The sequence below is a fragment of the Roseivirga sp. 4D4 genome, from assembly GCF_001747095.1.
GTDB lineage: Bacteria > Bacteroidota > Bacteroidia > Cytophagales > Cyclobacteriaceae > Roseivirga.
Genome location: NZ_MDGP01000001.1, coordinates 2370846 through 2396863, shown reverse-complemented (window position 1 = coordinate 2396863; position 26018 = coordinate 2370846). Strand labels below are relative to the sequence as shown.

Here is a 26018-nt window from a genome sequence, read left to right as displayed (position 1 = left end):
CAATGTAACTCACATTTTATTAGGATGAGTTATGGAGTTCAATTGACCTTCTTTTGCCAACCATCGTATAAGTCATCCCGCGATCCGTCTTGATCCCAATCCAACAAGCTTACAAACCGAGCTTGATCCTTTGAAAATGTGACTCGATAGGCATTTCTATAATTATTGGAAACGAGAATTAACGAGTCGTTACTGATAGACCATTTTCCCTTCTCCCGGCCAAGCTCTTTCCCGTCAAGGCCTATGTAGACAGAGGCGAAAGTTCCGTCCGTCCAATAAGTTGTCTTTATGGGTTTGATAGACAGCACCTTTTCCCACTCTCCTGGTGCCACTACCAATGTGCTCATTGAGTCTGTATCATTAACAGAGTTGATATCAACGTTCAACGCTGTGTTTTGCCAGGTACCTACAAGGTCTAATGGGCTCAAGTGATCTGTATTCCTGCACGATGCGAAGCTTATCAGCAGTAAGAGATAAATGCTTTTTTTCATTATTACTGAGCTGGAAAGCCTTGATTCTCCATTACTTCTTTCATTTGCTTATGATGTCTCTGAGCATGAGCGCTAAGAAGGATAATCCACTGATAAGCACTGATCTTACCAGCAGGACTGTCAAAGTAATAGGCCTTAAGGTCGTCTTGGCTGCTCTTTGTGAAGTCAATGTTTATTTGCCTTGCCGCTTTGAATTTGGCAATGAAGTCTTCTGGCGATTTGACAAGCCCTTTGGGTTCGAAAGGAGGGGCGGTTTTCACGCGTTTAGCAGGGCTTCGATCAGAGATAATATCAATCACCGTTTGATCTGAAACCCTAGTGGCTTCAGGAACAATCACCCTGAATTTCTCATTCTTAATAATGTTTTGAGTGATGTTCTGATGGATCGCTTGTTCGGCAATTAATAGGTGTTCACAAGCACCTGCCACTGACCATGAGTCTGGACTTGCCTGATAATTCCATTGTTCAGGTGTTAGGTTCTTGATTGATTTAAAGATGTCCTTCATCGAGGACTCAAGGTATTTAGTGGCGAACTTCCTTTCTTTTTTAGATAAGGTTTCTTTTTCTACCGGACTGATCATTGTCAATGCGGTCATCATAAGGACTACTAGTTTTTTCATGTTCTTGATCTTTAAATGAGATAGTTTTTAGGCAAGAACGGGATTGAGCCTATTCGGGGAACGATTCGGCCTTCAATCTGAATCAAGGGTGTTAAAATGAATAACGAGTGGTGGCTATTGACTGACCCATTTTTTAAACTCAGGTCCCGTATATCTACTGACCATGGCTTCTGAAGGAATGTTGGCTGTTGTCGGTTCCAGACTTACACGCAGTTTTTGATTAATGTCTTTCTGGACTTGCTTGACAGCAGAATGACTTATGCTGAATTGTCTGTTTAATCGGAAGAAGCCTTCCGTATCGTAAGTTTCAGATAATTCGCTGAGAGAGCTGAACTGTGTCAGGATTTTCTCTCCATCATTCTTCACGGCATACACCATTCCTTTTTGAGAATAGAGGTATGCGATTTGGTTGGGGGAGATATTGAAGGTTTTACTACCTGATTTAAAAGTCCAGTGTTGATTTTCAGATTTCTGTAGGTCATAGGAAATACTGGATTTTTGGAAGTCTCTCACTATAAAAACTAGGGTTTCAATGGCTATAATTAGCAGTGCGATGAAGAGAGAAGACAGGAATTGGCTTATGCCCGATACATGACCGAACAGGATATAATTCAGTGAATAAACAGATACTCCAAAAACAAAAGTGGTGAGGACTAAAGACATACCCAGTTGGTAGATGATCGTCTTTACGGGGTTTCTTGTAACAGACCACCGATCATTCAACCTAAAATAATTCCATGAGTTCAACTCACAGCATAGTATGCAAATAATCAATGACGAAATATAGAGCACAAGTGGAAACTGGTAGCCTTCGTCCCAAGGAAGTTTACCATATGCCACAAAATGTACCAGTAAAAGCGCCACAAAGGGGATCAGTAACCTACGGACTTGGTTATGAGAAAGGTTTTTAATGCTTGCCACGTTTCTCAATACGAGTCATAGCTGAAGTTGTTCTGAAATGGGTTGTCTACTTTTTATCCAAGCTAGCCAATAGTTTGCTATCCTTAATGCCGGCACGTTCCGCCTCGTATGCTTTTTGGTTGCCTTGACATTTGTAGCAGTATGCCTTGATGTATTTACTAAATTCTTGAGTGTTGGCGTTGGGTGGGCCCATTTTAGAGAGCTGCTTGAGTGCCCTTTTTGCATTGCCATCAATGGCAGTGTTTAAGGCTTGGTTGAGTGCAGCCAATTCAACCATAACTTTATCTGTGTTTTTCTTTCTCGATTTTGCAAAGTATCCTGTGCTCAGCTCAAGCAGCTCACCCCTGATTTCGTCATGTTCCGTTTGATTAGCTAACTTTTGGTATGCCATACCAGCCTCAAAATAGTTTGTGGGTGATTTCTTATCTGTTATTGCAGCCTCAGCCTTAGTGATTTCTGATGCATCTTTAGGTATGCCTCTCAGGGCTTCAATGAATTGATTCGCATTGGAAAAGCCCGTTCTATCCCACAGTACCTTGCCAGAGGGAGTGGTGATAATTACTCTAGGTATTCCCTGAACTCTGTACTCAATGGCTAGATTTCTATCTGCATCTACATCGACCTTATGTGCTACGAAGTTGTCCTTGATGTCAAGCACTTCGGCAACATTCCAAAGGTCGGTGTCCATTTTCTTACAGGGTCCACACCAATGCGCCCAAAAGTCCATAACCACCAGCTTTCCTGTTTCTTTTGCCTCTTTTCGTACGGCCTGGCGGTCGTAGTTCCAATTGATCTGGCCATATGAGTAGACTGAAACGAACGAGATCAGGATTAGGGTAGTGGCTATTTTCCTCATAATGTATGTTATTATTTATATTGAATAGTTAATATAAAAAAAAGAATAGTTATAACATTGGTTTAAGCAAAAAAAGAGCGATAATTTTATCGCTCTTCCAATTAGAATTGTCAAAATATTATAGGCTAGCCAATTTCTCTTCCAAGACCTTGATCTTTGATTCAGCATCGGCTTGTTTCTTTCTCTCATTGGCCACTACTTGTTCAGGAGCACCACTTACGAAGCGTTCATTGCTTAGCTTTTTGGTGACACTATTGAGGAACCCTTTAGTATAGTCAAGCTCTTTTTGGATTTCAGCCTTCTCTTGCTCTACGTCTATGGCACCTTCTGCCATTGGAAGGTAGAATTCGTCTGAATTGATGACAAAGCTCAGCGCATTATCCACCTTGTCAGTTGTTGACTCAATCTCACCGATGTTTCCGAGCTTTTTAATTGTTCCATCAAAGGCCTCGTAAGCCGATTGATCCTTGGCTCTTACAAATAGATTGAGTTGCTCTTTCGGAGATAGGCCTTTACTACTTCGTGCATTTCTGATGTTAGAAACCAACTCGAACACTTTTTCTGCTTGCTTGATTAGGTCAGGGTTCAATTCACCTACGATCGGCCAGGCAGAAATTATAATGTCTTGACCTGCGTCTCTGGTTCGGATCTCGCTCCATACCTCTTCTGTAATGAATGGCATAAATGGATGTAGGACCTTCATCAGCTTCTCGAATAAGTTCAAGGTTACCTCATAAGTTGCTGGATCGATCGGTTCGCCATAAGCTGGTTTGATCATTTCCAAGTACCATGAGCAGAAGTCATTCCATACGAGTTTATAAGTGCTCATTAGCGCATCCGACATTCTGAATTTGCTGAAATGATCTTCAATTTCCGTCAATGCTTGATTGAAACGGGCATCAAACCACTGAATAGCGATTTGATTCTCCGCTGGCATCGTAGTGCCTTTAACCTCCCAGTTTTTCACCAGACGAAAAGCATTCCAAATCTTATTGGCAAAGTTTCTCCCTTGCTCAACGAGTTTCTCATCATACAATAGATCATTGCCAGCAGGTGATGAAAAGAGCATACCCGTTCTGACCGCATCCGCACCCAAGTCTCTGATCAAGTCTAGCGGATCAGGAGAATTACCCAATGACTTGGACATCTTTCTTCGCTGCTTGTCGCGAACGATACCCGTCAGGTACACGTGCTTGAATGGTTTCTCATCCGTGTATTCATACCCGGCAATGATCATCCTTGCTACCCAGAAGAAAAGAATCTCCGGAGCGGTTACCAGAACCGAAGTAGGATAGAAGTAATCTAGATCGGCATTCTTTCCTTTGATGATCTTTCCGGTCTCTTTGTCGAAGCAGTCGTCATTGAAGCCATCAAAAACAGCCAAAGGGAATAACCATGATGAGGCCCATGTATCCAATACATCTTCGTCCTGCCTTAAATCTGATGCTGAAAGTTGCTTACCAGACTTTTCAGTTGCCATTACCAGAGCTTCCTCAACGGTTTCTGCCACAACGTACTCATCGTCACCGGTTCCATAGTAGAAAGCTGGGATTCGCTGCCCCCACCATAGTTGTCTTGAGATACACCAGTCACGAACGTTTTCCATCCAGTGATTGTAGGTGTTCTTGAACTTGGCAGGAACTAATTCAACTTCATCATCCATCACCACTTTGTGGGCAGTTTTGGAAATCTCTTTCATATTGATGAACCACTGTAAAGAGAGTTTAGGCTCAATAACAGACCCAGTTCTTTCGGAACGACCAATCTTTGTGGTGAATTCTTCATCCCCCATTAAGAAGCCAGCTTCATCAAGATCCTTGATGATTTGCTTTCTTACTTTGAAGCGATCCATCCCCACATAGGCCGGAATCTCACATTTCTCGTTCAGCTTACCATCTAGGCTGATGGTATCGATTATTTCCAGGTTATGTCTTAATCCAATTTCATAATCATTAGGATCATGGGCTGGGGTCACTTTCAGGCAACCGGTACCAAATTCGATTTCAACATAATCATCTCCGATAATTGGAATCTCTCGATTGATAAAGGGCACCAAAGCCTTCTGGCCGATCAAGTGTTTGAATCGATCATCTTTCGGGTTAACGGCAATGCCTGTATCACCCATAATCGTCTCCGGACGCTGGGTAGCAATGATTACCTTTTCATCCGAATCTTTAATGTCATACTGAACTTTGTAGAGCTTGGAAGTCTGCTCTTTATCGTCATAGATTACTTCTTCGTTGGAAACGGTAGTTTGGGCTTCAACATCCCAGTTCACCATTCTCCATCCACGATAGATGTATCCTTTTTTATGTAGGTCAACAAAAACCCGGAGTACCGCATTGTGATAGCCTTCATCCATGGTGAAAGCTGTCCTGTCCCAATCGCAGGAAGCACCTAGTTTTTTAAGTTGCTCCAGGATGATTCCCCCATACTTCTCTTTCCACTCCCAGGCATGTTCTAGAAATGCATCTCGTGATAGGTCCGATTTCTTAATGCCTTGCTCACGAAGCATGCGAACTACTTTCGCTTCTGTAGCAATAGAAGCATGGTCAGTTCCCGGAACCCATAATGCTTCCTTGCCTTCCATTCGGGCCTTGCGAATCAGGATGTCCTGAATGGTATTATTCAACATGTGTCCCATATGCAAGACACCCGTCACATTCGGAGGAGGAATGACGACAGTAAATGGCTCTTTGTCTGGGTTGGCTTTGGCTTTGAAATAGCCTTTTTCCATCCAGTGCGCGTACCACTTATCTTCTACTTCTTGCGGGTTGTACTTAGTTGAAATTGACATTGAATTGTTTGAATAAAATTAAGGTGCAAAAATAGATGATTAAGTCGGAAGATGGAAGCTTGAAGACGGAAGTCGAAGAGTGAAGAATAGAGGATGAAGTAGGAAGAGTGAAGGTGGGGGCTAGAAGACTGTAGCTGGAGGAAGAAAACCAGAAATTTAACGTCTCGTCATTCTGAGCTTGACTGTCGGCAGACAGGCAGAGCGAAAGAATCTCCAAAATGTGATTCGGGAAGTTTTAGGGAGATTGCTTTGTCCGTTATCCTTGCAGGAATAAGACAATACGTCACCCTGAACTTGGTTCAGGGTCTAAAATATTCTACCCACATGTCCAGATTCTGAAATAAACCTGCCTTGCCGGTAGGCAGGTTCAGAATGACGGGTGAAATAATCTCCTCAAGATTTACAATTACTTTTTCTCTAGTTTTTCTAGTCTTTCAAGAACGTCTTGAAGTGTTTCTTTTAGCTCCTTATTTTCCTTTTTCAAATCGTCTTTCTCCTTGCTTTCTTGTATAAGATAAAGGGTTAGCTCCTCTACCTTCCTCAAAAGGGTAGCATCCATATCTCCAAGGTCAAGTCCATTGGTCTCAACTTCTTTGGCCGAAGGCACCTCTGGAAGGTGTTTGTTTTCTTTGATATAGCTTTCGAGTTCACCTAAAGTTCTCAGCCCGTAACTGGAAGCAAAAACATAGTCTGGCCAGCCATTGGCATCTACTTTGACTTTCTTGGAACGGATGGTTCCATTTACCTCGAGTTTTTCTGTTGGAGAGGTGGTTCCAATTCCTACATTGCCATTTTGGGCTACCCTCATTCTTTCATTTCTTGTATTAGAGCCTGTACTAAATGATACTCCATCCACGCCATTAATTGATAGTCCATCGGGAGATGATCCACCTCCGTTATGATCGTAGGCCAAAATAGAAACATTGTATTTGTTGGCTGTACTAAATCCTTCTCTGAAGTAAATGCCTCTTTCATGACCTGAATTACCGAAAACATCTAATAATAGATCTCCTTCTATATGCAGAGTGTTATCAGGGGCATTTGTCCCTATTCCCACTTTCCCATCACCTCTTACGTTTAGAACGCCATTTGTAGAATTGCCATTGGGTGATATTGAAACATGATCAATAGCACCTTCTGTGTAAAATATGCCGTAATCAGGATATGTACTACTGAAAGCGAGTCCAAATGTTGTTCCAGAATAATTACCGAGATAGATTCTTCTGTTGAGTCCACCCATATAAATATTTCCTCTCACATCTAGTTTTTCTCTGGGGTCATTCGTGCCAATGCCCACATTGCCAGACTCTGAAATTCGCATAAGTTCCGTTCCGTTTGACTCTCCATTTCTATCGGATGCGAAAATAAAGGCACGATTGGTGTCATTACCATTGGCGTCAATATTAAAATAAAGACTGTTCCCAGAATTAAGTATGGAGTGATATGTGTTGGTATACGGTATATAATTATTGATAGTGTTTACACCCAGATATGAATCTTTGACATCTCCCAGTTTAATATTTCCGCGTACGTCTAATAATCCATTCGGTGAAGTAGTGCCGATGCCCACATTGCCAGATGTGAAGTAAACCGGGTTGGTCCCAAGCCATTGAGCGGATAATGTTGATGTGAGACAAACTGAAATTAAGATTAGAAATACCTTTTTCATAATTCTGATTATTTAGAAGTGAGTGTTTTAAGAAGTGATTCGATTTTACTGAGGCGATCTTTTAATTCTTGATTTTCCTTTGCTTGTTGATCAATCTTCTTTTGTTGATCAATGGTGTAAAGCGTCAGTTCTTCTACCTTTTTCAAAAGTGAAGCATCCATATCCCCAAGGTCAAGACCATTAGTCTCTACATCTTTAGCAGAGGGTACATCTGGAAGGTGTTGATTTTCTTTGATGTATCTCTCTACTTCGCTCAAGGCTCGCAACTCATAGCTCGAAGCGAATACATAGTCTGGCCATCCATTGGCATCTACTTTGACTTTCTTAGAACGGATAGTGCCGTTGACTTCGAGTTTTTCGCTTGGTGTTGAGATCCCAATACCCACATTTCCTTGAATAATTGCTCCATTGGTAGGGGCATTCAATCCACCATAGCTACTCCCAATGGATGAAGATCTAACTCTTATCCCTGCATAGGTATTACCAGGAGTCAAGAAACCGAATTCTTGTCCAGTTCCATAGTTTTGAATTCGATACTGACCAGCATCACCCCCAATTGAAAATCCATTTGTCCCAGTGAACCTTGCAATACCATCCACTTCAAGTTTGGTGTTTGGAGAAGTTGTCCCGATACCTACATTCCCATTATCGCCTCTGAGGATTAGACTTCCACTTCTTGATTCCAAGGTGACACCGTAGTATCCATAATTCCTGAACCTTGCCTCCGTATGTAGGCTGGCATCGTAACTCGAATAGGCATGTACATAGTAGCTTTTATCATAGGAGATTTTTTGACCATATGCTACCGTTATTCCTCCGTTAACCATCAATTTCCTGTTTGGATCTGGTGCATTACCAGTGTTTGGGTTTATGTCGCCAATACCGACACTACCGTTGTCTCTTAATATGCTTAGTCTCTCGACAGGAGAGTTGTTTCCTACAAATATTCCAAACCGATTGTTTGCTCCATCATATTTGAGATAGGTTCCAACATCGCCTGTTCCTTGTTCAACTAGTTTCAGAGTAGAGCTTAAGTTTGGGCCAGACTCAATAGTAAGGTCGGTGTTACTATCGCTATCGAGGTGGAGTAGGCTGTTTGGTGATGTGGTGCCAATCCCGACATTACCAGCATTAGTGAGCGTTAGTCTAGGGGTATAAGCACTGCCATCCCAGTTTCTCCATTGAACGGATGAGCCATTATAAATAACCTGATAGTAATTAGATCCGTTGGCTTTGAATCGAAAACCAATTTCTGGGAGGCTTTGTCCAGAAAATGCCAGGGCTACACCAGTGTTCTCACCTGATGTTGATGTGCTACTAATTGTTAAGGGTGCCCACGGAGAAGATGTACCAATTCCAACATTACCACTGTTGAAATAAACAGGGTTTGTACCTAGCCATTGGGCAGATAAAGTCGAGGTCAGACAAACTGAGGTTAAGAGGAGAAGTATCTTTTTCATAGTATTCATATTTAATCAAATGAAGATTTAATTTGAATATAAAAAGTCTATGAAATAATTCTATAGAGAAAGTGTTAATTGAAAATTAAATTCGAATAATATTTTATTAACGGTACTAAATTCAAGTTTGCGAAGTACAATTGCCTTCGATATCATGTCTTATCACCTCGGTGTAGAACGCAAAGCGCCTTTTGTAAAGTTGCTTTTGTTTTCACAAACGTCACAAGGATCCTCAAAGGCACCTTCTAATGAGAGTATGGGGTTCCCATTCCTTGGGAGATCATTCAGTTGTTTTTCCCATGCGTCCAGTTGCGGTCGAGTGAGCTCTGTAAATGTCGTGGCCTTGAATCCGCCACTGCCTCCTGGTTCAAAATTGTGTGTTCCTGGGACAACCAAGAGATTAATTGGTGGAGATTGAGGTGGAGGAGCGAGCCTTCCCACTTTATAGTGCCCATCGTCATAACAAACACATACAATGGTATCTCCTTCTACACAGACTATCACAGGTTCATAATCCCATTCATGTCTATAGACAAAGTATGCAATTATCAAGGCGATAATTATTAGGGCTATTACGATTAGAATGATTTTCCAACCAATGGCTACAACAACCACCAACACTTTTTTCCATACCCAAGTTACGGCTGTAGCTACGGCTTTCCTGAAGTAGTAAAGAGCGGCAGCCGCTAAGCCAGTTCCTACAACGGCCACTAATTTCCTTTGCCAGGTCCTCGTTACCGTCCGGTACCACCTTTTAACTGGCCCCCAAACTTTCTTTTTGAAATAGTGCGTGACTGTCCAAAGTGTTATATGACTTATACTCCATTCATAGATATAAAGAAAGCAGAGGATGCCGTTGCACATTACGGCTCGGCACCAGACTTTTATTAACTGTTTTTCTTCTCCTGATGGTAATTGTAAATCGGGCTGGTACTTTTTGGCTTTGTCTAAAACAGTACCAGTCAAGGGTTGATATTGAGCAGGCATAACTTGTGTGTTTTAAACATAAGTTAATGAAAATCCACAGACTGATTTTAGGTCCTAAAATCAAGATCAAAGTGCTGGTTGATAGGCCGTTTTGTGAATGTTATTAGATAGCACAAAGGAACTCTGTACCTGACCGAGATTAGCAATGGTGGAAAGCTTGGTAAGAATAAATGCTTCGTATTTCTCCATGTTTTTCACCACAATCTTTAATAAGAAATCAAAGTTTCCAGCAATATGATAGCACTCCATAACTTCAGGGTATTGGTTGATTTCATTCACGAATTTGTCGAGGTATGACCTGGAATGTTTGGTGAGGCTAATGGAGATGAAGGCTGTGAGAATCAAGTCGAGTTTGCGGTTGTCAACTAAGGCGACATACTGCTTGATGATTCCGTCTTTCTCGAGGCGTTTTACCCTTTCAAATACTGGGGTTGTGGATAGGTTCAGTTGTTCAGCAAGCGCCTTTGTGGTAATGCGGCCATCGGCTTGGAGTATTTCTAATATCTTGATGTCTGTCTGATCGAGCTTCATTCAGTTGAATTTTCTTTAGAGACGCTAAAATTAGGCTTTTTATGCTTGAATATTCTTTATGAGTGAGATAAAATAGATGAATCGTCTATTTTTTGATTCTGATTTAGTGGATATAAACTTAAGGTTGGTTTTAATTTTAGCTTTGTAATTATCCTGAAATCAAGAGATTCCTATGAACGATTTACTCTCAAAATTCGAAAATAAACCACCTGAAATCGTCTTCGAATGGCGCGATCAAGAAACTGAAGCAGAAGGCTGGGTGGTCATCAACTCGCTCAGAGGTGGGGCTGCCGGTGGTGGTACTCGGATGCGCAAGGGTTTGAACAAGCGTGAGGTCGAGTCGCTGGCCAAAACAATGGAGGTGAAGTTTACGGTTTCAGGGCCTCCTATTGGTGGTGCTAAATCGGGCATTAATTTCGATCCAAATGATCCTCGCAAGGAAGGAGTCCTCAAAAGATGGTTTGCCGCAGTGAGTCCTTTGTTAAAATTCTACTACGGTACAGGAGGTGATTTGAATGTGGATGAAATTCATGAGGTAATCGCCATGACCGAAGAGGCGGGAATTTGGCACCCGCAGGAGGGCGTCTTCAATGGTCATTTCAAACCTAATGAGGCATCAAAGATCAATAGGATCGGACAGCTGCGTAATGGTGTGGTGAAGGTGATCGAGAATCCAGAGTATTCACCAGATGTGGTCAAGAAGTACAAAGTGGCAGATATGATCACGGGATTTGGTGTGGCCCAGGCGATTCACCATTACTATGATATTTGGGGAGGTAATTACAAAGAAAAGAGAGCGGTCATACAAGGTTGGGGTAATGTAGGCGCTGCAGCCGGTTACTACTTGGCTCAAATGGGAGTGAATATTGTAGGAATCATTGATAAGGAAGGTGGTTTGCTGAATCAAGAAGGCTTTAGCCTTGAAGAAATTCGTGATCTGTTTGTGAATCGAAATGGCAACCAGCTTCATGCCGAAAACATGATCTCCTTTGACGAGGTGAATCAAGGTATTTGGGATCTGGACTTCGAAATTTTTGTTCCGGCTGCTGCTTCGAGATTGATTACGAAGGAGCAAGTTGACAGAATGATCGGTACAAAACTAGAAGTGATTTCCTGTGGGGCGAATGTTCCATTTAACGATCCGGAGATTTTCTTTGGAGAGACGGGTTTGTATGCGGATGAGAACCTTTCGGTTATTCCGGACTTTATCGCCAATTGTGGAATGGCGCGGGTTTTTGCGTATCTTATGGAAGGCGGAGTGGCATTGACGGATGAAGCGATTTTTGAGGATACATCAGAAGTAATTCGCGAAGGATTACAAACAGTTTACGATTTGTCTTCTGATACTAAAGGTATCTCGCAGAGAGCACTTAATCACTCACTCAACCAACTTGTATAAATTTTAGCCTATGCCATTTTATCATCAACTCGGTAAGATTCCTCATAAGAGACATACAACTTTCAAAAAACCTGATGGGAGCTACTACTATGAGCAGCTCTTCGGTACGATCGGCTTCGATGGGATGTCATCACTCATGTATCATGAGCAAAGACCAACCCAGGTGAAGGAGGTCGTCAAATCATATGATGTTTCTCCAAAGATTGCGGTAGAAAAGAATATGCTTTCCTTAGGGCTTAAAGGATTCTCGGTTCCACCTAAGGCAGATTATCTAGAAAGCAGAACTGCAGTCTTGGTTAATAATGATTGCCACATTGTTTTGGCCTCTCCTCAAGAGTCACTACGAGACTACTTCTACAAAAACACGGATTGTGATGAGTTGATCTTTGTTCATGAGGGTTCGGGTACTTTGAGGACCCAACTCGGGAACATTGAGTTCGGTTACGGGGATTATCTTTTGGTTCCTCGTGGAATGATCTATCAGATTGATTTCGACACCAAGGACAATAGACTTTTTATCGTTGAGTCGCACCGACCCATGTATACGCCTAAGCGTTATAGAAACTGGTTTGGCCAAATGCTTGAGCACTCGCCTTTCTGTGAAAGAGATATTAGAAGACCGCAGCACTTGGAGACCTATAATCAAAAGGGTGATTTTATTATTAAGGTTAAGAAAGAGGGTATGATTCATGAATATGTCTATGCAAGTCACCCCTTCGATATCGTAGGCTGGGATGGATACAATTATCCATACGCATTCTCGATCCATGACTTTGAGCCCATCACTGGTCGCGTGCATCAACCACCACCGGTACATCAAACTTTTGAGACAGACGCATTTGTCGTTTGCTCCTTTGTTCCAAGGCTTTTCGATTATCACCCCGAGGCCGTTCCTGCCCCTTATAATCATAGTAATATCGACTCTGATGAAGTACTCTACTATGTGGATGGTGACTTTATGAGTAGAAATAATATAGAAAGAGGTCAGATTACATTGCACCCTGCAGGTATACCGCATGGTCCGCACCCAGGAGCAATGGAAAGAAGTTTAGGAGTAAAGGATACGGCCGAACTTGCCGTAATGGTGGACACTTTCAAACCATTGAAGGTGACTGAAGAAGCAATGAAGATTTTGGTAAAGGATTATCATAAATCCTGGTTAGAAGATTAAGAATAAATAGATAATGGAGAATACGACTTATTCTGGAGAGAAAATATTTGAGGAAGCGCAAGACTTCCTTCCAATTAATGGAACTGATTATGTAGAACTATACGTGGGCAATGCTAAGCAGTCTGCTCATTTCTACAAAACGGCTTATGGTTTTCAGTCGGTAGCTTATGCAGGACTTGAAACGGGTTTAAAGGATCGAGTTTCTTATGTGTTACAACAGGACAAGATCAGACTTGTATTGACCTCCCCATTAAAACAGGACGGACTTATCAACGAGCACATCAATAAGCATGGTGATGGCGTGAAGGTTGTTGCGTTGTGGGTAGATGATGCCACCAAGGCCTGGGAAGAAACCACTAAACGTGGTGCAGTCTCTTTCATGGAGCCCAATAAAGAGGAGGATGACCATGGCTATGTGGTGAAGTCAGGTATTCATACCTATGGTGAAACGATCCACATTTTTGTAGAGCGCAGTAATTATAGTGGTGTCTTTATGCCAGGCTTTGAAAAATGGGAATCTGATTACAATCCATCAGAGGTCGGCTTGAAATACATCGATCATATGGTAGGTAATGTGGGTTGGGGCGAGATGAACAAATGGTGTGATTTCTATGCCAAAGTGATGGGTTTTACCCAGCTCGTTTCATTTGATGATAAAGACATCTCGACCGAGTACACTGCACTGATGAGTAAGGTGATGAGTAATGGAACTGGACGTATTAAGTTCCCAATTAACGAACCGGCAGAGGGCAGAAGAAAGTCACAGATCGAGGAATACATCGATTTCTATAATGGTGCGGGTGTACAGCATATTGCCGTGGCCACGGATAACATCATTGAAACTGTTGGTGCCTTGAGAGCAAGAGGAGTGGAGTTTCTGAAAGTACCTGAGATCTATTACGATGATGTATTGGATAGGGTAGGAGAAATAGATGAAGATCTTGAACCACTGAAAAATCTAAACATCCTGATCGATCGGGATGATGAAGGTTATTTACTTCAGATTTTCACAAAGCCAGTACTGGACAGACCAACCATGTTCTTTGAAATTATTCAAAGAAAGGGAGCACAGTCTTTTGGTAAGGGCAACTTCAAAGCACTCTTTGAAGCAATAGAAAGAGAACAAGAATTAAGGAATACACTTTAGGCCCCATCCTGCCTTCCCCAGAGGGGAAGGTGGTCCCTCCTTTGGAGGGATTTAGGGAGGCTGATGACGTCAATGGAGCATATTATGATCAAAGCAAACGATCCAAATAGAAAATCATGGGTAGGTTTACCTAGTGATTGTGACTTTTCAATACAAAATATACCGTTCGGTATATTTAAATCTAATAATGACGGCCCGAGAGCAGCGACTGCCATTGGAAATAAGGTTTTAGACTTATCCGCGCTTCAAGAAGAAGGACTACTGGATGGTTTAGGACTTCCAACAGGAGTCTTCACCAAATCGACCCTTAATGAATTTATGGGCTTAGGAAAGGCAGTTTGTCGAAGCGTCAGAGATAGGCTTTCGGATTTGCTTGAAGAAGGCAATGCCGAACTCCGAGATAATGAAGCATTGAAAGCTAGGGCTTTTTATGACATGCGCGAGGTGGAAATGCTGATGCCTGTAAACGTACCGAACTATACAGATTTCTATTCTTCAGAACAGCATGCCTTTAATGTGGGGACAATGTTCAGAGGACCTGAGAATGCATTAATGCCTAACTGGAAGCATATTCCTGTTGGCTATCATGGTCGAGCATCCTCAATTGTAGTTTCGGGTACACCATTTCACAGACCCAAAGGACAAACGAAAGCTGATGACGCTGAAGCACCTTCTTTTGGTCCATGCAGGTTGTTAGACTTCGAATTGGAAATGGCCTATATCACCGGTAAGGAAAACCCTTTGGGTGACCCGGTTTCTACCAATGAAGCGGATGACTACATCTTTGGCTTTGTTATTTTGAATGATTGGTCGGCACGCGATATTCAGAAATGGGAATACGTTCCTCTTGGGCCATTCCTTGCTAAGAATTTTGCTTCACATGTTTCACCATGGGTGGTAACCATGGATGCACTTGAACCCTTTATGGTAGATGGTCCAGAACAAGATCCTGAAGTACTGCCCTATTTGAAGTATGATGAAGCGACCCACTTTGATGTAAAACTAGAGGTGGGTATTCAGCCGGATGGATCGGACGAAACAACGGTTTCGAATTCGAACTTCAAGCACATGTACTGGAATGTTAGGCAGCAACTCGCACATCATACGGTCAACGGTTGCAATATGCAGGTGGGTGATATGTATGGCTCTGGTACCATTTCAGGACCAGAAGAAAGCGCTTATGGTTCTATGCTCGAATTGTCATGGAGAGGCACCAAACCAATTCCTATGAAGGATGGATCGGAAAGGAAGTTCATTCAGGATGGAGACACTGTGATCATGAGAGGGCATGCAGAAAAGAACGGAGTTCGTGTGGGCTTTGGAGAGGTTAAAGCAAAAGTGCTTCCGGCCAAGTAAACGTCTCCTCCGACTCATGGATACCCTAATGAAATAATAGAATGAGAATTGATCCAAAAGAAATATCTACTCCTGATTTACACGCTCAGCTATTAGGTTGTATTGGGCCGAGACCTATCGCATGGGCGAGTACCATCGATGAGGGGGGACAGATTAATCTAGCCCCTTATAGTTTTTTCAATGTTTTCAGTACGAATCCACCAACACTAATTTTGTCACCCGCTAAACCACGGGATTTGAAGTTGAAGCATACACTCTTGAATGCCATGGCAACAAAGGAGATCGTGATCAACGTGGTCAGCTTTGATGTGGTGGAACAAATGTCTTTGAGTAGTACGGCTTACGCCAAAGGAGTGAATGAGTTTGTCAAATCGGGTTTGACTGCAGTAGACTCAGAAATCGTGAAGCCACCTAGGGTTGGTGAGTCCATTGCTGCTTTTGAGTGTAAGGTGAAGGAGGTTATTCATTTGGGTGAGGATGCTGGAGCAGGAAACCTGATTGTTTGTGAGATAGTACTTGCACATATAAAGGACGGAGTACTTGGAGATGACGGCAAGCCAGATCCCTATAAAACTGACCTTGTAGGTAGAATGGGGGGAGATTGGTATTGCAGAGCCAATGGTGAGGCTATTTTTAAGCTTCCAAAGCCCAATAGGAATCTGGGTATTGGTGTAGATCAAATACCAGCTGCCATCCGCAATAGTTCAGTGCTCACTGGCAATAATCTAGGGAGATTAGGAAATATTGAAAAAATCCCCGAAAATGATCGCATATTTGCATTTTCGGAGACTCCTGAAATACAAGAGATTAAATCTCGTTTTGTCAATGACCAGGAATCTTTGGAATACCATTTGCATGAATTAGCTCAGGGTTATTTGAATGAAAATGACCTTGAAAAAGCTTGGCTGACCTTAATGCAGGGCAGCTAGATTTTTTAGAAAACTAACTACCATTAAAAACAAAACATATGAAAAAACTCATTTTAACATTAGCACTAATAACTGTAACCTTTGGTGCATCGGCTCAGGTAACATTGGGGCCAAGAATAACTTTGATTTCATCTAACCTGGACTTGAGAGAGGAAATCGCGAATGTACAAGAAGGTGATGCAGAGTTTGGTTTCCAGTATGGAATATTCGCAAGAGTCAAAGTGCCTGTGATTGGTCTTTATGTACAGCCTGAACTACTCTTTAGTAAAACAGAGTCTACAATAACGTCTGGTGCTCAGAATGTGGATCTCTCTTTCAATCGTGTGGATGTACCTATTATGATTGGTGGAAAGATTGGCCCATTAAGGATAAATGCTGGCCCATCACTCAGTTTTTTAACAAGTGCTGAAAGTGATGTTGCTGGTTTGGTAACTGATGTTAAGGATAATTATAGCAGTACAAATGTTGGCTTTCAAGCTGGTATTGGTATTGATATCTTAAAATTTGCTATTGACTTGAAATATGAGGGCAGCCTAAGTGAAAAATTTGGCGATGCTATTACAGTTGGTGGTAACAGTTTTTCGACTGACGAGAGACCTAGCCAAATTGTATTAGGGATTGGTTTTAAATTGTTCTAAGCCAATAATCGAAATCAAAAAGAAAGGAAGCTATATAGCTTCCTTTCTTTTTTTATTAGCCTTTTTGGTGGCTTCCACGTTCTTTTCAATACGGTGGCCAGGTCTCGACCATTTCACCTTCTCATCGACTGAAGGGGTCATTTCTTCCTGTGGTAGAGGAGTGGGTTTGGCCCCCTTAGCATATGGCTTCATTGGGTTGATACCCAGGATATTGAAGAGTTCCATATCCTCATTTACATCTGGGTTTGGAGTGGTCAAGAGTTTATCTCCTGCAAATATTGATCCCGCACCAGCCATAAAACAGAAGGCCTGTCCTTCTTTGCTCATCTCTGTTCTCCCTGCTGAAAGTCTCACTGTCGTTGATGGTAATACAATTCTAGTGGTAGCTACCATACGAATCATATCCCAGATCGGTACAATTTGTTGCTCTTCGAGTGGTGTGCCTTCTACAGAAACCAGCGCATTAATTGGCACTGACTCCGGTTGAGGGCTTAATGAAGCTAATGCTAAGAGCATGCCTGCTCTATCTTCAATGGACTCACCCATCCCTATAATACCCCCGCTACAGACGGTTACATTCGTTTTGCGAACATTATTCAAGGTTTCCAGGCGATCCTCCCAACCGCGGGTTGAGATAATTTCTTTGTAGTATTCTTCCGAAGAATCAAGGTTGTGGTTATAGGCATAAAGACCTGCCTCAGCGAGTCTTTTGGCCTGACTTTCACTCAACATTCCTAAGGTACAGCATACCTCCATGTCCAGTGAGTTAATGGTGCGTACCATGTTTAAGACCTGATCAAACTCAGGACCATCTTCAACATTCCTCCATGCGGCACCCATACATACCCTTGATGAACCAGATGACTTTGCACGCAAGGCCTGTGCTTTGACCTGATCAACAGTCATCAAATCATTAGTTTCGATATCTGTGTGATACCTCGCTGCCTGAGGGCAGTAGGCACAATCTTCTGGACAACCACCAGTTTTGATAGATAAGAGAGTACTTACCTGAACCTCATTCGGGTTATGATATTTTCTATGAACAGTAGCTGCTTCATAAACTAATTCCAATAATGGCTTATTGTATATTTCGAGAATTTCTTCCTTTGTCCAGTCGTGTCTGATCTCACTCATTCTTTCGATTTAAAGTCTCGGCAAAATAGTGACCTGCCTAATCAACTCCAATAACTAATACTATATTTGACCAATATGACGGGCATCTATTTACTATTGGGAACCAATCTTGGTAATAAAACCAAGAACCTTGAGAAAGTGATCGAGCTACTCGTGGCTAATCGGGTTGCTATTAGAAGGGAATCCTCCATTTATGAGACTGCCGCCTGGGGTATTGAAGACCAGCCTTCTTTTCTTAATCAGGTGATTGAAATCGAAACGTCCAGAACTCCTGAGAAACTTCTGGAGCTTTTGCAGCAAATAGAGTCCAATATGGGGCGTGTGAAGAAGATCAAATGGGGCGAACGACTCATTGATATCGATATCCTATACTTTGGTGATACCATTGTTGATCAAGAGAAACTTAAGATTCCTCATCCTGAAATCCAGAACAGGAGGTTTACTTTGGAGCCAATGGTTGAAATAATTCCCGAACTAGTCCACCCTGTTTTGTCTTTATCGCAGAGCGAAATGCTTCGAGCCTGCGAAGACAAACTCGAAGTGAAGCATTACGAACCGGTTATCTGAAATAGAGTCGACTCTAGAAGCTAGAAGCTAGAAGCTAGAAGCTAAATGCTCCTAACTTCTGCCTCACGGTGGATCTTTTTGACTAAGCCTTGAAGCACTTTACCTGGTCCAGACTCTACAAAGTGAGTGGCTCCATCGGCTACCATGGACTGAACGGATTGTGTCCATCTTACTGGTGCTGTCAGTTGGATTTTTAGGTTTTGCTTGATCTCTTCCAAGTCAGTCGAAGCCTTGGCTGTAACGTTTTGATAGATTGGACAAATACCTTGGCTAAAAGTTGTAGCGTCAATTGCTTTTTCTAACTCTTCTCTAGCAGGTTCCATCAATGGCGAATGGAATGCTCCACCAACAGGAAGGGGTAAGGCTCTTCTTGCCCCAGCTTCTTTTGCCTTTTCACAAGCGATCTCAATTCCCTTGTGAGACCCTGAAATTACCAGTTGTCCTGGGCAATTGTAATTAGCGGCCACAACAACTTCATCGATAGACGCACATAAGTCTTCCACTACCTGATCTTCCAACCCAAGAATAGCGGCCATAGTAGATGGGTTTATCTCACAAGCTTTTTGCATAGCCAAGGCTCTTTGGGATACAAGTCTTAAACCATCCTCGAAAGAAAGAACACCACTGGCAACTAGTGCTGAAAACTCACCTAATGAATGCCCTGCAACCATGTCTGGTTTGAAGTCTTCTGAGATTTTCGCCAACACCACTGAGTGTAGGAAAATGGCGGGTTGAGTAACCTTCGTTTCTTTTAGTTGATCTGCAGTACCTTCGAACATAATATCGGTAATGCGAAAACCAAGAATATCATTTGCGGATTCTAATAATTGCTTTGCTTCAGCTGATGAATCGTATAAATCTTTGGCCATTCCCGGGAACTGTGCTCCCTGACCTGGAAATACATATGCAGTCATTTCAAATGGGTTTGTTTGGGTGTGGCAAAGCTAATGAATAATCATCAAGCTTCCACAAATCTTGACTTAAGCTCTGGGGTAGGTATTCGACAAGAATCGCGTTTACCCCACCATTTATATCGGTTTTTTGCAATGATATCGTAAACCCAATGCCTGAGAAAGGGAGGGACAATCATAAATACATATAAAGCTGGGTACAGGCCATTGAGCTTCTTTGCGATGCGCAGTGCGGCTGAGCTCTTCTTATAGACTTTTCCCTGGCTCAATAGTACCAAGCTATCAAACTCCTTGGTATCATAGCCAAGTTCTTTCAGCTTCTTTTGTCCAAACTCTGATTGGAGTGCAGCAAAACGAAAATGACTGTTAGGATCATGGTCTATGATGAAATTAACAGAGCTGTTGCACAGGTTGCAAACCCCGTCAAAGAGGAGTATGTCTTGTTCTATTATTTCGACTTGCTTATTCAATGACTAACCAGTTAACACTACAAAAGTAACAATGCTCCGCTAGCAGTAAGTTCCTTTTGTATACAAACTAGCAGGGGTATTAAAGGTTATCTGAATATCTTAACCCAGTTTCTGAACTCCTGAGTTCTTTTGGCTTCATCAAGTACGTTAAAGGTAACAATGACATGGTAGTAGTATGTTCCTTCCGGTAAGGGGTTGCCTGACTTATCACGGCCATCCCAATTAATAAATATGTCAGGCTCCGTTTCACCACAAGTGGAGTAGCTATAAATTTCTTTTCCACCCCATCGATTAAATACACGAAACTCAACTTCTTCAACAAAACGTGGACACTCTGAATTTGGTTGGTTAAAAGCACTAAAAGTATCGTTTCTGGTGTCAGCATTAGGAGTGAATGTGTTCGGCAAGCGATAGAATGGACAATTATCAAAACAAATGGTTTCACTGAACCCACTTTCATTCCCTGACCGATCAACAGTAGTAATGCGATAGCAACCTTTTAGTGATGATAATCCACCATGCACGTATTCTGTATCTTCCGTAAAGTCCAAAAAGGCAAAACTATTGTCGAGGCCACTTTCCGAAAAATAAACTCTATACCCGGCTATATCATTATCAGTATTATTCTGATTCCATCGCACCGTATTGGAGAAGTTATCATAATTACATGGGGTATTGACTATATTCTGACAGTCTTTAGGCGTAACCAGTACTACTGAATTTCCATCAATATCAATCCGATCTTCATTATTATCAACCAGAATGTCGGGATCGTTTGGAGGAACTTCATCACCAGGTACTGCGCAGATTTGCTGAGAACTGTTTAGCAAGGGACTCTCGACTTGATCGTTGCCATAGCTTCCTTGTGTGATTACGAAATAGCAGTATTCAACCTCTTCTTTAAGCGCTATACCATTAAATCTTCCAGTGTCATTGTAAATGAAACTCGATGTTTTACTGTTTATACTATCAATTAATACAAAGTTTTGAGCGTCAGAGGCATCGGTATCAGTACGGTTTCTATAGATGTAATGGTAAGGTGCCGATTCTGCTCTATTGTTCCATGGTACATTGGCTCTCCAATTAATCTCAATGGCATTTTGTATAGTCAGTGCGGAAAGTCTAACAGTTGAAGCAGGTTCGGAAACGGCAATCAGGTTGTCTGGGTTAGCGGCAGTGTAGAGTTCTACTCTATAATTATAGGATTCATCTAGTGTATTTAGGTTTGTGTCCACGAAGGAGTTGTCTTGCGTGGTGGTGACTAGTGTTCCGTTATTAGCACCAGAAAGTCCTTCAAATCGCATGAGGTTATATTGATATGGAGGAGGAAATACATTGGTGTCTATATCCAAAGGAGGTGTCCACCTAATGAAGATTTCACCATTCGATCCATCAGTTTCTTCAATACTGACATTCGTTATAAGTGCTCTGTCAATTGGTGCTGTTATACAGAATTCGGTAGATGCATAACTTTCACCACCTTTCGGTAATGGAAACTTAGCTACAAGACGATAGCAATACTTCGTTCCAGCTCTGATATTCTCATTGTCAACAGTATTTGTTTGTGCTGATGGCACTTCTTTTATTAATTCATAAGCTCCATCAGGAATACCGGTGTTACATTCATCAGGCGAGAAATCGAAGGTGTCAATTCGTCTCCAAACTTGGATCACTGGATTTAAGTTTGTCGCAACATATTCGTCCCAAACGAGCTGAACACCACTATTATTAGTTAGTACGCCACTCAAGCCGGTAGGTGCAGGAGCCACTACAGTAATATTCCATGTTTCAAAACTTGTAAGGCTCGGCCCATCTTCATCAGATGGCTCATCAGATATTTTTAATTGAATTTGATATGGACGTTCTCTGATATGAGAAGAATTTGTTTGCCAGTTAAATTCATATTCTTGCGGGGAGGCGATAAATGATTCGTCTGGAGAAATAGTAGCTGGGCTATTATTGATTTCGAAAGGACCACCAAAGGCTTCTAGAGAAATTGGGTGTCCATCAGGATCGCTTCCAATAATAACTTCCCTAATGTTTGTACCAGCTTCTACACATAGATCCATTGGTACAGTAATTTCAGGTCTTTCGTTTTGACATTCATCTTCTACAAGAATCTGCATGTCGCGCGTTACAAAACCTAGTTGCACCCATTCTTGCCTTAGTTCTGAGAAACGCCATTCTTCTACAATGAAGGCAACATTGTATTCGCCTACAAATTGTGGAGCATCCCATGTTAAGAGCCCCGTTTTCTGATCTATTTGTAGGAAGGCGGGGTTTGAACCATCCTCGCGTTCATTGGTGATACTAGGATCGTCCAAATCGGTATAACCCAGAATGTTTTGATTTAGGGCAAATTGCGGTAATACGATTTTGAATACAAGGCTGTCACCATCAGGATCAAAAGCACCAGGATTATGAAGGTAAGCTTGTCCAACGCATGCTTTGTCAATAGGGGGGATAGATAGTTTTGGTGATGAATTAACGGTGTTACCTGGCTCAATCCGCGTTACTCCTTGAATGTGAAAAGGTGTGTCTACAGAATTGGGAATATTGATAATGCCTTCATTTCTATTCTGTTCAGTATAACTGGCTATGTAAGTACTTGGGGCTTGGTAAGTATGAACAAAGACCATAACAACTTTGCCCACTTCATCACTTATTTCTGATCGCGTTATAGATTCTGCCTGTGCAATTATAGCACCTTCTCCTTCTATAGATGTGCCATCACCAAAACGAACAATTGGATTTCCCTGTCCAATTCTAACTTGTGACCCTAAGTCAGTATAAAGCGTGAATGTGAATCTGTATGTAAGGTTTGTCTGAGATATTAATTCAATGCAAACATCTCCTGCTCGAATATGTGTTGCTTTTGCTATTGAAGATATGCATAGGAGTAAGGCAATGCAGAGTACAGCAATTTTGCCTGATCTTTTTGAGGAAGGCATGGCAGTTTTGGTTTATTGATAAAACCATAACGAACTAATGCTCTTCAGGATTGCTTGAAATAGTACTGAATTTTATCGAATTATTTTCACCCAGTTTCTAAACTCTTGAGTTCTCAATCTAGGATCGAGCACATCGAAAGTCACAGTGGCAGAATAGTAATACGTGCCTGACGGTAGTGGATTTCCATTCACGTCTCTGCCGTCCCAATCAATGAAGATATTTGGCTCGGTATCCTGAGCAGAGTTATAACTGAAGATTTCAGTTCCACCCCAACGATCAAAGACCTGAAACACTACAGACTCTACAAATCTAGGACAGCTGCCATTAGGCTGATCAAATGCCCTGAAAGTATCATTGATATTATCACCGTTAGGCGTGAATGTATTAGGTAGCTGGTAATTAGGACAGTTATCAAAACAGACCGGATCACTCAAAGGACTTTCATTGTTCGATCGGTCCACCGATGCTATTCTATAACAGCCTTTGATTTCACTTAACCCTGTATGCTCAAATGTGGTGTTTCTGGTGTTAGCAATCAGTACAAAGCTGTCTTCTGCACCCGTATTGGAGAAGTAGATGTTGTAGCTGGCAACATCATTGTCAACGTCATCTACGGTCCAGTCCAAGGTATTTGTAAAGTTGGCAAAAGCACAAGGCTCTGTTTCAAGTCTTTGACAATTGTCACTTTCCAGTAGAATGAGTGGGAAGTCTCCGGGGATCACCGTGGTATCACCCGGCAGCTCAATTTCAGGTTCCTGAGGAGGGTCCTCATCGTTTGGCATTACACAGATGATCTGCGAATCGTTAACCAACGGTGCATCTATTTTTTCATTGCCATAGCTACCTCTAGTAGTCACAAAGTAGCAGTATTCCCTGTCATCGCGGAGAGGGGTATTATTGAACGATCCATCATCAAAATATCTTAGGCCATCCACAGTCACTTTAGCACTGTCAATCAGTACAAAAGTATCTACGTCATTTGCATCTGGATCAGTACGGTTTCGATAGATGAGATGATATGGTGAACTCTGAACCTGATTAGACCAAGGTACACTGGCACTCCATGTAAGATTAACGGATTGGATCTCACCAACAGCTTCGAGCCTAACGGAAGATGCCGTTGCTGAGCTATCTATTAAGTTATCGTCTGCATCATAGAACCTTACCTGATAGTTAAAGGGTTGATCCTGGGTGTTGATACCCGTATCAGTAAATACCGTGTCTGTTGTAGAGACTAACAGTGTCCTTCCGCTGGTTCCAGTAAAACCGTCATAGCGGAACAGTTCATATCTGAATGGAGGAGGGAATAACGTTTCGTCAATATCCAATGGAGAAACCCACCTTATGAAAGCCTCACCATTGGTATCACTCGTTTCATCAATTGAAACATTGGTGATCGCTGGAATATCTAATGGTATAAGAATACAGAATTCTTGTGAGGCGTAGCTTGTTCCTCCTGAAGGAGAAGGGAATTCCGCTACTAACCTGTAGCAATAATTGACACCTGGTCTCACATCATTGTTATCTATATAGGTGGTCTGATCGATCGGTAATTCATCGATCAGTACATAGCCTGAATTTGCAGGAATACCAATATTACAGTTCTCAGGTGTGAAGTCGAAGCTTTCGACCCTCCTGTAAACCTGCATCTTAGGGTTGAAATTAGCGCCAATGTAATTATCCCAATCTAACTGAATGGACGTGCTGGAGGCAATTGATCCAGTCAAACCTGTTGGAGCAGGGGCTACAACGGTCACATTCCACCTTTTGAAATCAGTAAAGGCTGGGGCATCACGGTCAAAGGGCCTGTCGGATACTTTGAATTGTACTTCGTAAGGTCTGGTTCTTACATGTGATATGTCTGTTTGCCAGCTGAAAAGTGACTCTGCTGGCTGGTCTCTAAATCTTGGAAGAGCAGAACTATCAGGCAGCGACAGGAATTCTGCTGGTGAAATATTCAGATCAAATACTCCACCAAAAGCCTCAAGCAATACTTGGTTTCCATCCGGATCCGTTCCCAAAACAACTGCATTTAAGAGAGAGCCAGCCTCTACACAGGTATCTGGCGGAATAAGCAATTCTGGTCGCTCGTTGTTACAATCTTCCACTACAATTTGCATGTCACGGGTAACGAAGCCTATGAGTTCGTACCTGTCGTTTAGGATTGAAAATCGCCATTCTTCAACAATAAAGGCAATATTGTATTCCCCGGCCAGCATAGGTGCGTCCCATACCAAATCCCCGGTGATGGGGTCGATTTCAAAAATTGCCGGGCTACCACCATCTTCTCTAATAGTAGAAATCGAGCTATCATCTAATGGCAAGTAGGTTTCTATTTGAACCCCTCTGTCTTGTAGAGGATTTACAAGTTTATACGCAAGGCTATCGCCATCTGGGTCGAAGGCACCTGCATTGTGAATAAATCTTCCGCCAATACATGCTCTGTCTATTGGAGGGATCGTTAAGATTGGAGTATCGTTCAACGTGTCACCCGCTCTAATTCTTAATGCTGTTTCTACGTGGAATGCTAGACTTTCAGAGGCTGAACCGCCAAGGTTTATAATGTTGGCATTTCTATTTTGCTCCGTAAAGCTTATTACATAGACTCCAGGACCGTCAAAAGTATGATCAAACTGAATAGTGATAACAGAAGTTTGGTTTCCAATTTCAACCTCGGTAATCCTATTATCAACCGCTTCTGCACGTAAAGCTTCGATACCGGGCCCGATTGTTCTTCCCTGACCAAAATTGAAAATACCACCATCTCCAAAGGGTACACCTTCCGTATCTCTATAGATTGTTAGGGTAAAGCGATATCTCAGTCCAGATTGAGATATTCGGACAGCAGTGATTTCCCCGGCACGGATGTGTGTTGCTGCGGCATCAATGGCGAAGAGGGAAATTAGTGTTAAGCACAGAATTAATCTTCTGAACATACTCATGTAGTAATACCTTTAAGGTCTAAACGCAATATCTGTAATTAGTTGTACTTTCCTTTAATATTTCTTGACA

General features: G+C 42.1%; 21 protein-coding genes. 7 read left to right on the top strand and 14 right to left on the bottom strand.

Annotated features, from left to right (window positions below):
* Nucleotides 1–38: 38 nt before the first annotated feature.
* The 9 genes from BFP97_RS10490 to BFP97_RS10450 form a co-directional block, all read right to left on the bottom strand.
* Nucleotides 39–491, bottom strand: coding sequence for a lipocalin family protein (locus BFP97_RS10490; RefSeq protein WP_069842371.1), 453 nt, complete (start codon nt 489–491; stop codon nt 39–41).
* 2 nt (nt 492–493) lie between these two features.
* Complete coding sequence (locus BFP97_RS10485) at nt 494–1111, bottom strand: DinB family protein (RefSeq protein WP_069842370.1); 618 nt, start codon at nt 1109–1111, stop codon at nt 494–496.
* 114 nt (nt 1112–1225) lie between these two features.
* The gene (locus tag BFP97_RS10480; protein WP_139135263.1) at nt 1226–2032 is read right to left on the bottom strand and encodes a LytTR family DNA-binding domain-containing protein; all 807 of its coding nucleotides are present in this window, start codon (nt 2030–2032) and stop codon (nt 1226–1228) included.
* A gap of 46 nt (nt 2033–2078) precedes the next feature.
* Nucleotides 2079–2888: a thioredoxin family protein gene (locus BFP97_RS10475; protein WP_069842368.1), complete on the bottom strand. Its 810-nt coding sequence runs from the start codon at nt 2886–2888 to the stop codon at nt 2079–2081.
* 118 nt (nt 2889–3006) lie between these two features.
* Entirely contained in the window at nt 3007–5685 is a 2679-nt protein-coding gene (locus tag BFP97_RS10470) for a valine--tRNA ligase (protein WP_069842367.1), read from the bottom strand.
* 406 nt (nt 5686–6091) lie between these two features.
* Nucleotides 6092–7354, bottom strand: a complete 1263-nt coding sequence (locus BFP97_RS10465) for a hypothetical protein (protein WP_069842366.1) — start codon at nt 7352–7354, stop codon at nt 6092–6094.
* Between the two features lie 8 nt (nt 7355–7362).
* A complete protein-coding gene (locus BFP97_RS10460) occupies nt 7363–8814 on the bottom strand; it encodes a hypothetical protein (RefSeq protein WP_139135262.1) in 1452 nt (483 codons plus the stop codon).
* A gap of 162 nt (nt 8815–8976) precedes the next feature.
* Nucleotides 8977–9801: a hypothetical protein gene (locus BFP97_RS10455; RefSeq protein ID WP_069842364.1), complete on the bottom strand. Its 825-nt coding sequence runs from the start codon at nt 9799–9801 to the stop codon at nt 8977–8979.
* Nucleotides 9802–9867: 66 nt separating this feature from the next.
* Complete coding sequence (locus BFP97_RS10450) at nt 9868–10332, bottom strand: Lrp/AsnC family transcriptional regulator (RefSeq protein WP_069842363.1); 465 nt, start codon at nt 10330–10332, stop codon at nt 9868–9870.
* 172 nt (nt 10333–10504) lie between these two features.
* Between BFP97_RS10450 and BFP97_RS10445 the strand changes: the two genes are divergently transcribed.
* The 6 genes from BFP97_RS10445 (at nt 10505) to BFP97_RS10420 (ending at nt 16972) form a co-directional block, all read left to right on the top strand.
* Nucleotides 10505–11731, top strand: a complete 1227-nt coding sequence (locus tag BFP97_RS10445; RefSeq protein WP_069842362.1) for a Glu/Leu/Phe/Val dehydrogenase dimerization domain-containing protein — start codon at nt 10505–10507, stop codon at nt 11729–11731.
* A gap of 10 nt (nt 11732–11741) precedes the next feature.
* Nucleotides 11742–12902 carry a homogentisate 1,2-dioxygenase gene (locus BFP97_RS10440; RefSeq protein ID WP_069842361.1) on the top strand — a complete coding sequence of 387 codons (1161 nt, stop codon included), beginning with the start codon at nt 11742–11744 and terminating at the stop codon, nt 12900–12902.
* 13 nt (nt 12903–12915) lie between these two features.
* Nucleotides 12916–14049, top strand: a complete 1134-nt coding sequence (gene hppD / locus BFP97_RS10435) for a 4-hydroxyphenylpyruvate dioxygenase (protein ID WP_069842360.1) — start codon at nt 12916–12918, stop codon at nt 14047–14049.
* Nucleotides 14050–14133: 84 nt separating this feature from the next.
* A complete protein-coding gene (gene fahA, locus BFP97_RS10430) occupies nt 14134–15405 on the top strand; it encodes a fumarylacetoacetase (RefSeq protein ID WP_069844277.1) in 1272 nt (423 codons plus the stop codon).
* A gap of 41 nt (nt 15406–15446) precedes the next feature.
* Complete coding sequence (locus BFP97_RS10425) at nt 15447–16334, top strand: flavin reductase family protein (protein ID WP_069842359.1); 888 nt, start codon at nt 15447–15449, stop codon at nt 16332–16334.
* 38 nt (nt 16335–16372) lie between these two features.
* The gene (locus tag BFP97_RS10420; RefSeq protein ID WP_069842358.1) at nt 16373–16972 is read left to right on the top strand and encodes an outer membrane beta-barrel protein; all 600 of its coding nucleotides are present in this window, start codon (nt 16373–16375) and stop codon (nt 16970–16972) included.
* A 30-nt stretch (nt 16973–17002) separates the two neighbouring features.
* On the opposite strand, the gene bioB is transcribed toward BFP97_RS10420, so the two are convergent.
* Nucleotides 17003–18106, bottom strand: a complete 1104-nt coding sequence (gene bioB, locus BFP97_RS10415) for a biotin synthase BioB (protein ID WP_069842357.1) — start codon at nt 18104–18106, stop codon at nt 17003–17005.
* Nucleotides 18107–18181: 75 nt separating this feature from the next.
* On the opposite strand from bioB, the gene folK reads away from it, so the two are divergent.
* Nucleotides 18182–18673: a 2-amino-4-hydroxy-6-hydroxymethyldihydropteridine diphosphokinase gene (folK, locus tag BFP97_RS10410; RefSeq protein WP_069842356.1), complete on the top strand. Its 492-nt coding sequence runs from the start codon at nt 18182–18184 to the stop codon at nt 18671–18673.
* 41 nt (nt 18674–18714) lie between these two features.
* On the opposite strand, the gene fabD is transcribed toward folK, so the two are convergent.
* From fabD to BFP97_RS10390, 4 genes are all read right to left on the bottom strand, one after another.
* On the bottom strand, nt 18715–19587 hold the full coding sequence (gene fabD, locus BFP97_RS10405) for an ACP S-malonyltransferase (RefSeq protein WP_069842355.1): 873 nt from the start codon (nt 19585–19587) through the stop codon (nt 18715–18717).
* A 44-nt stretch (nt 19588–19631) separates the two neighbouring features.
* Nucleotides 19632–20054, bottom strand: coding sequence for a thiol-disulfide oxidoreductase DCC family protein (locus tag BFP97_RS10400; RefSeq protein WP_221406600.1), 423 nt, complete (start codon nt 20052–20054; stop codon nt 19632–19634).
* Nucleotides 20055–20140: 86 nt separating this feature from the next.
* Nucleotides 20141–23005 (bottom strand): gliding motility-associated C-terminal domain-containing protein, encoded by a 2865-nt coding sequence (locus tag BFP97_RS10395; RefSeq protein WP_069842354.1) that lies wholly within the window; start codon nt 23003–23005, stop codon nt 20141–20143.
* 72 nt (nt 23006–23077) lie between these two features.
* Complete coding sequence (locus BFP97_RS10390; protein ID WP_170827448.1) at nt 23078–25942, bottom strand: gliding motility-associated C-terminal domain-containing protein; 2865 nt, start codon at nt 25940–25942, stop codon at nt 23078–23080.
* Between the last annotated feature and the right edge of the window lie 76 nt (nt 25943–26018).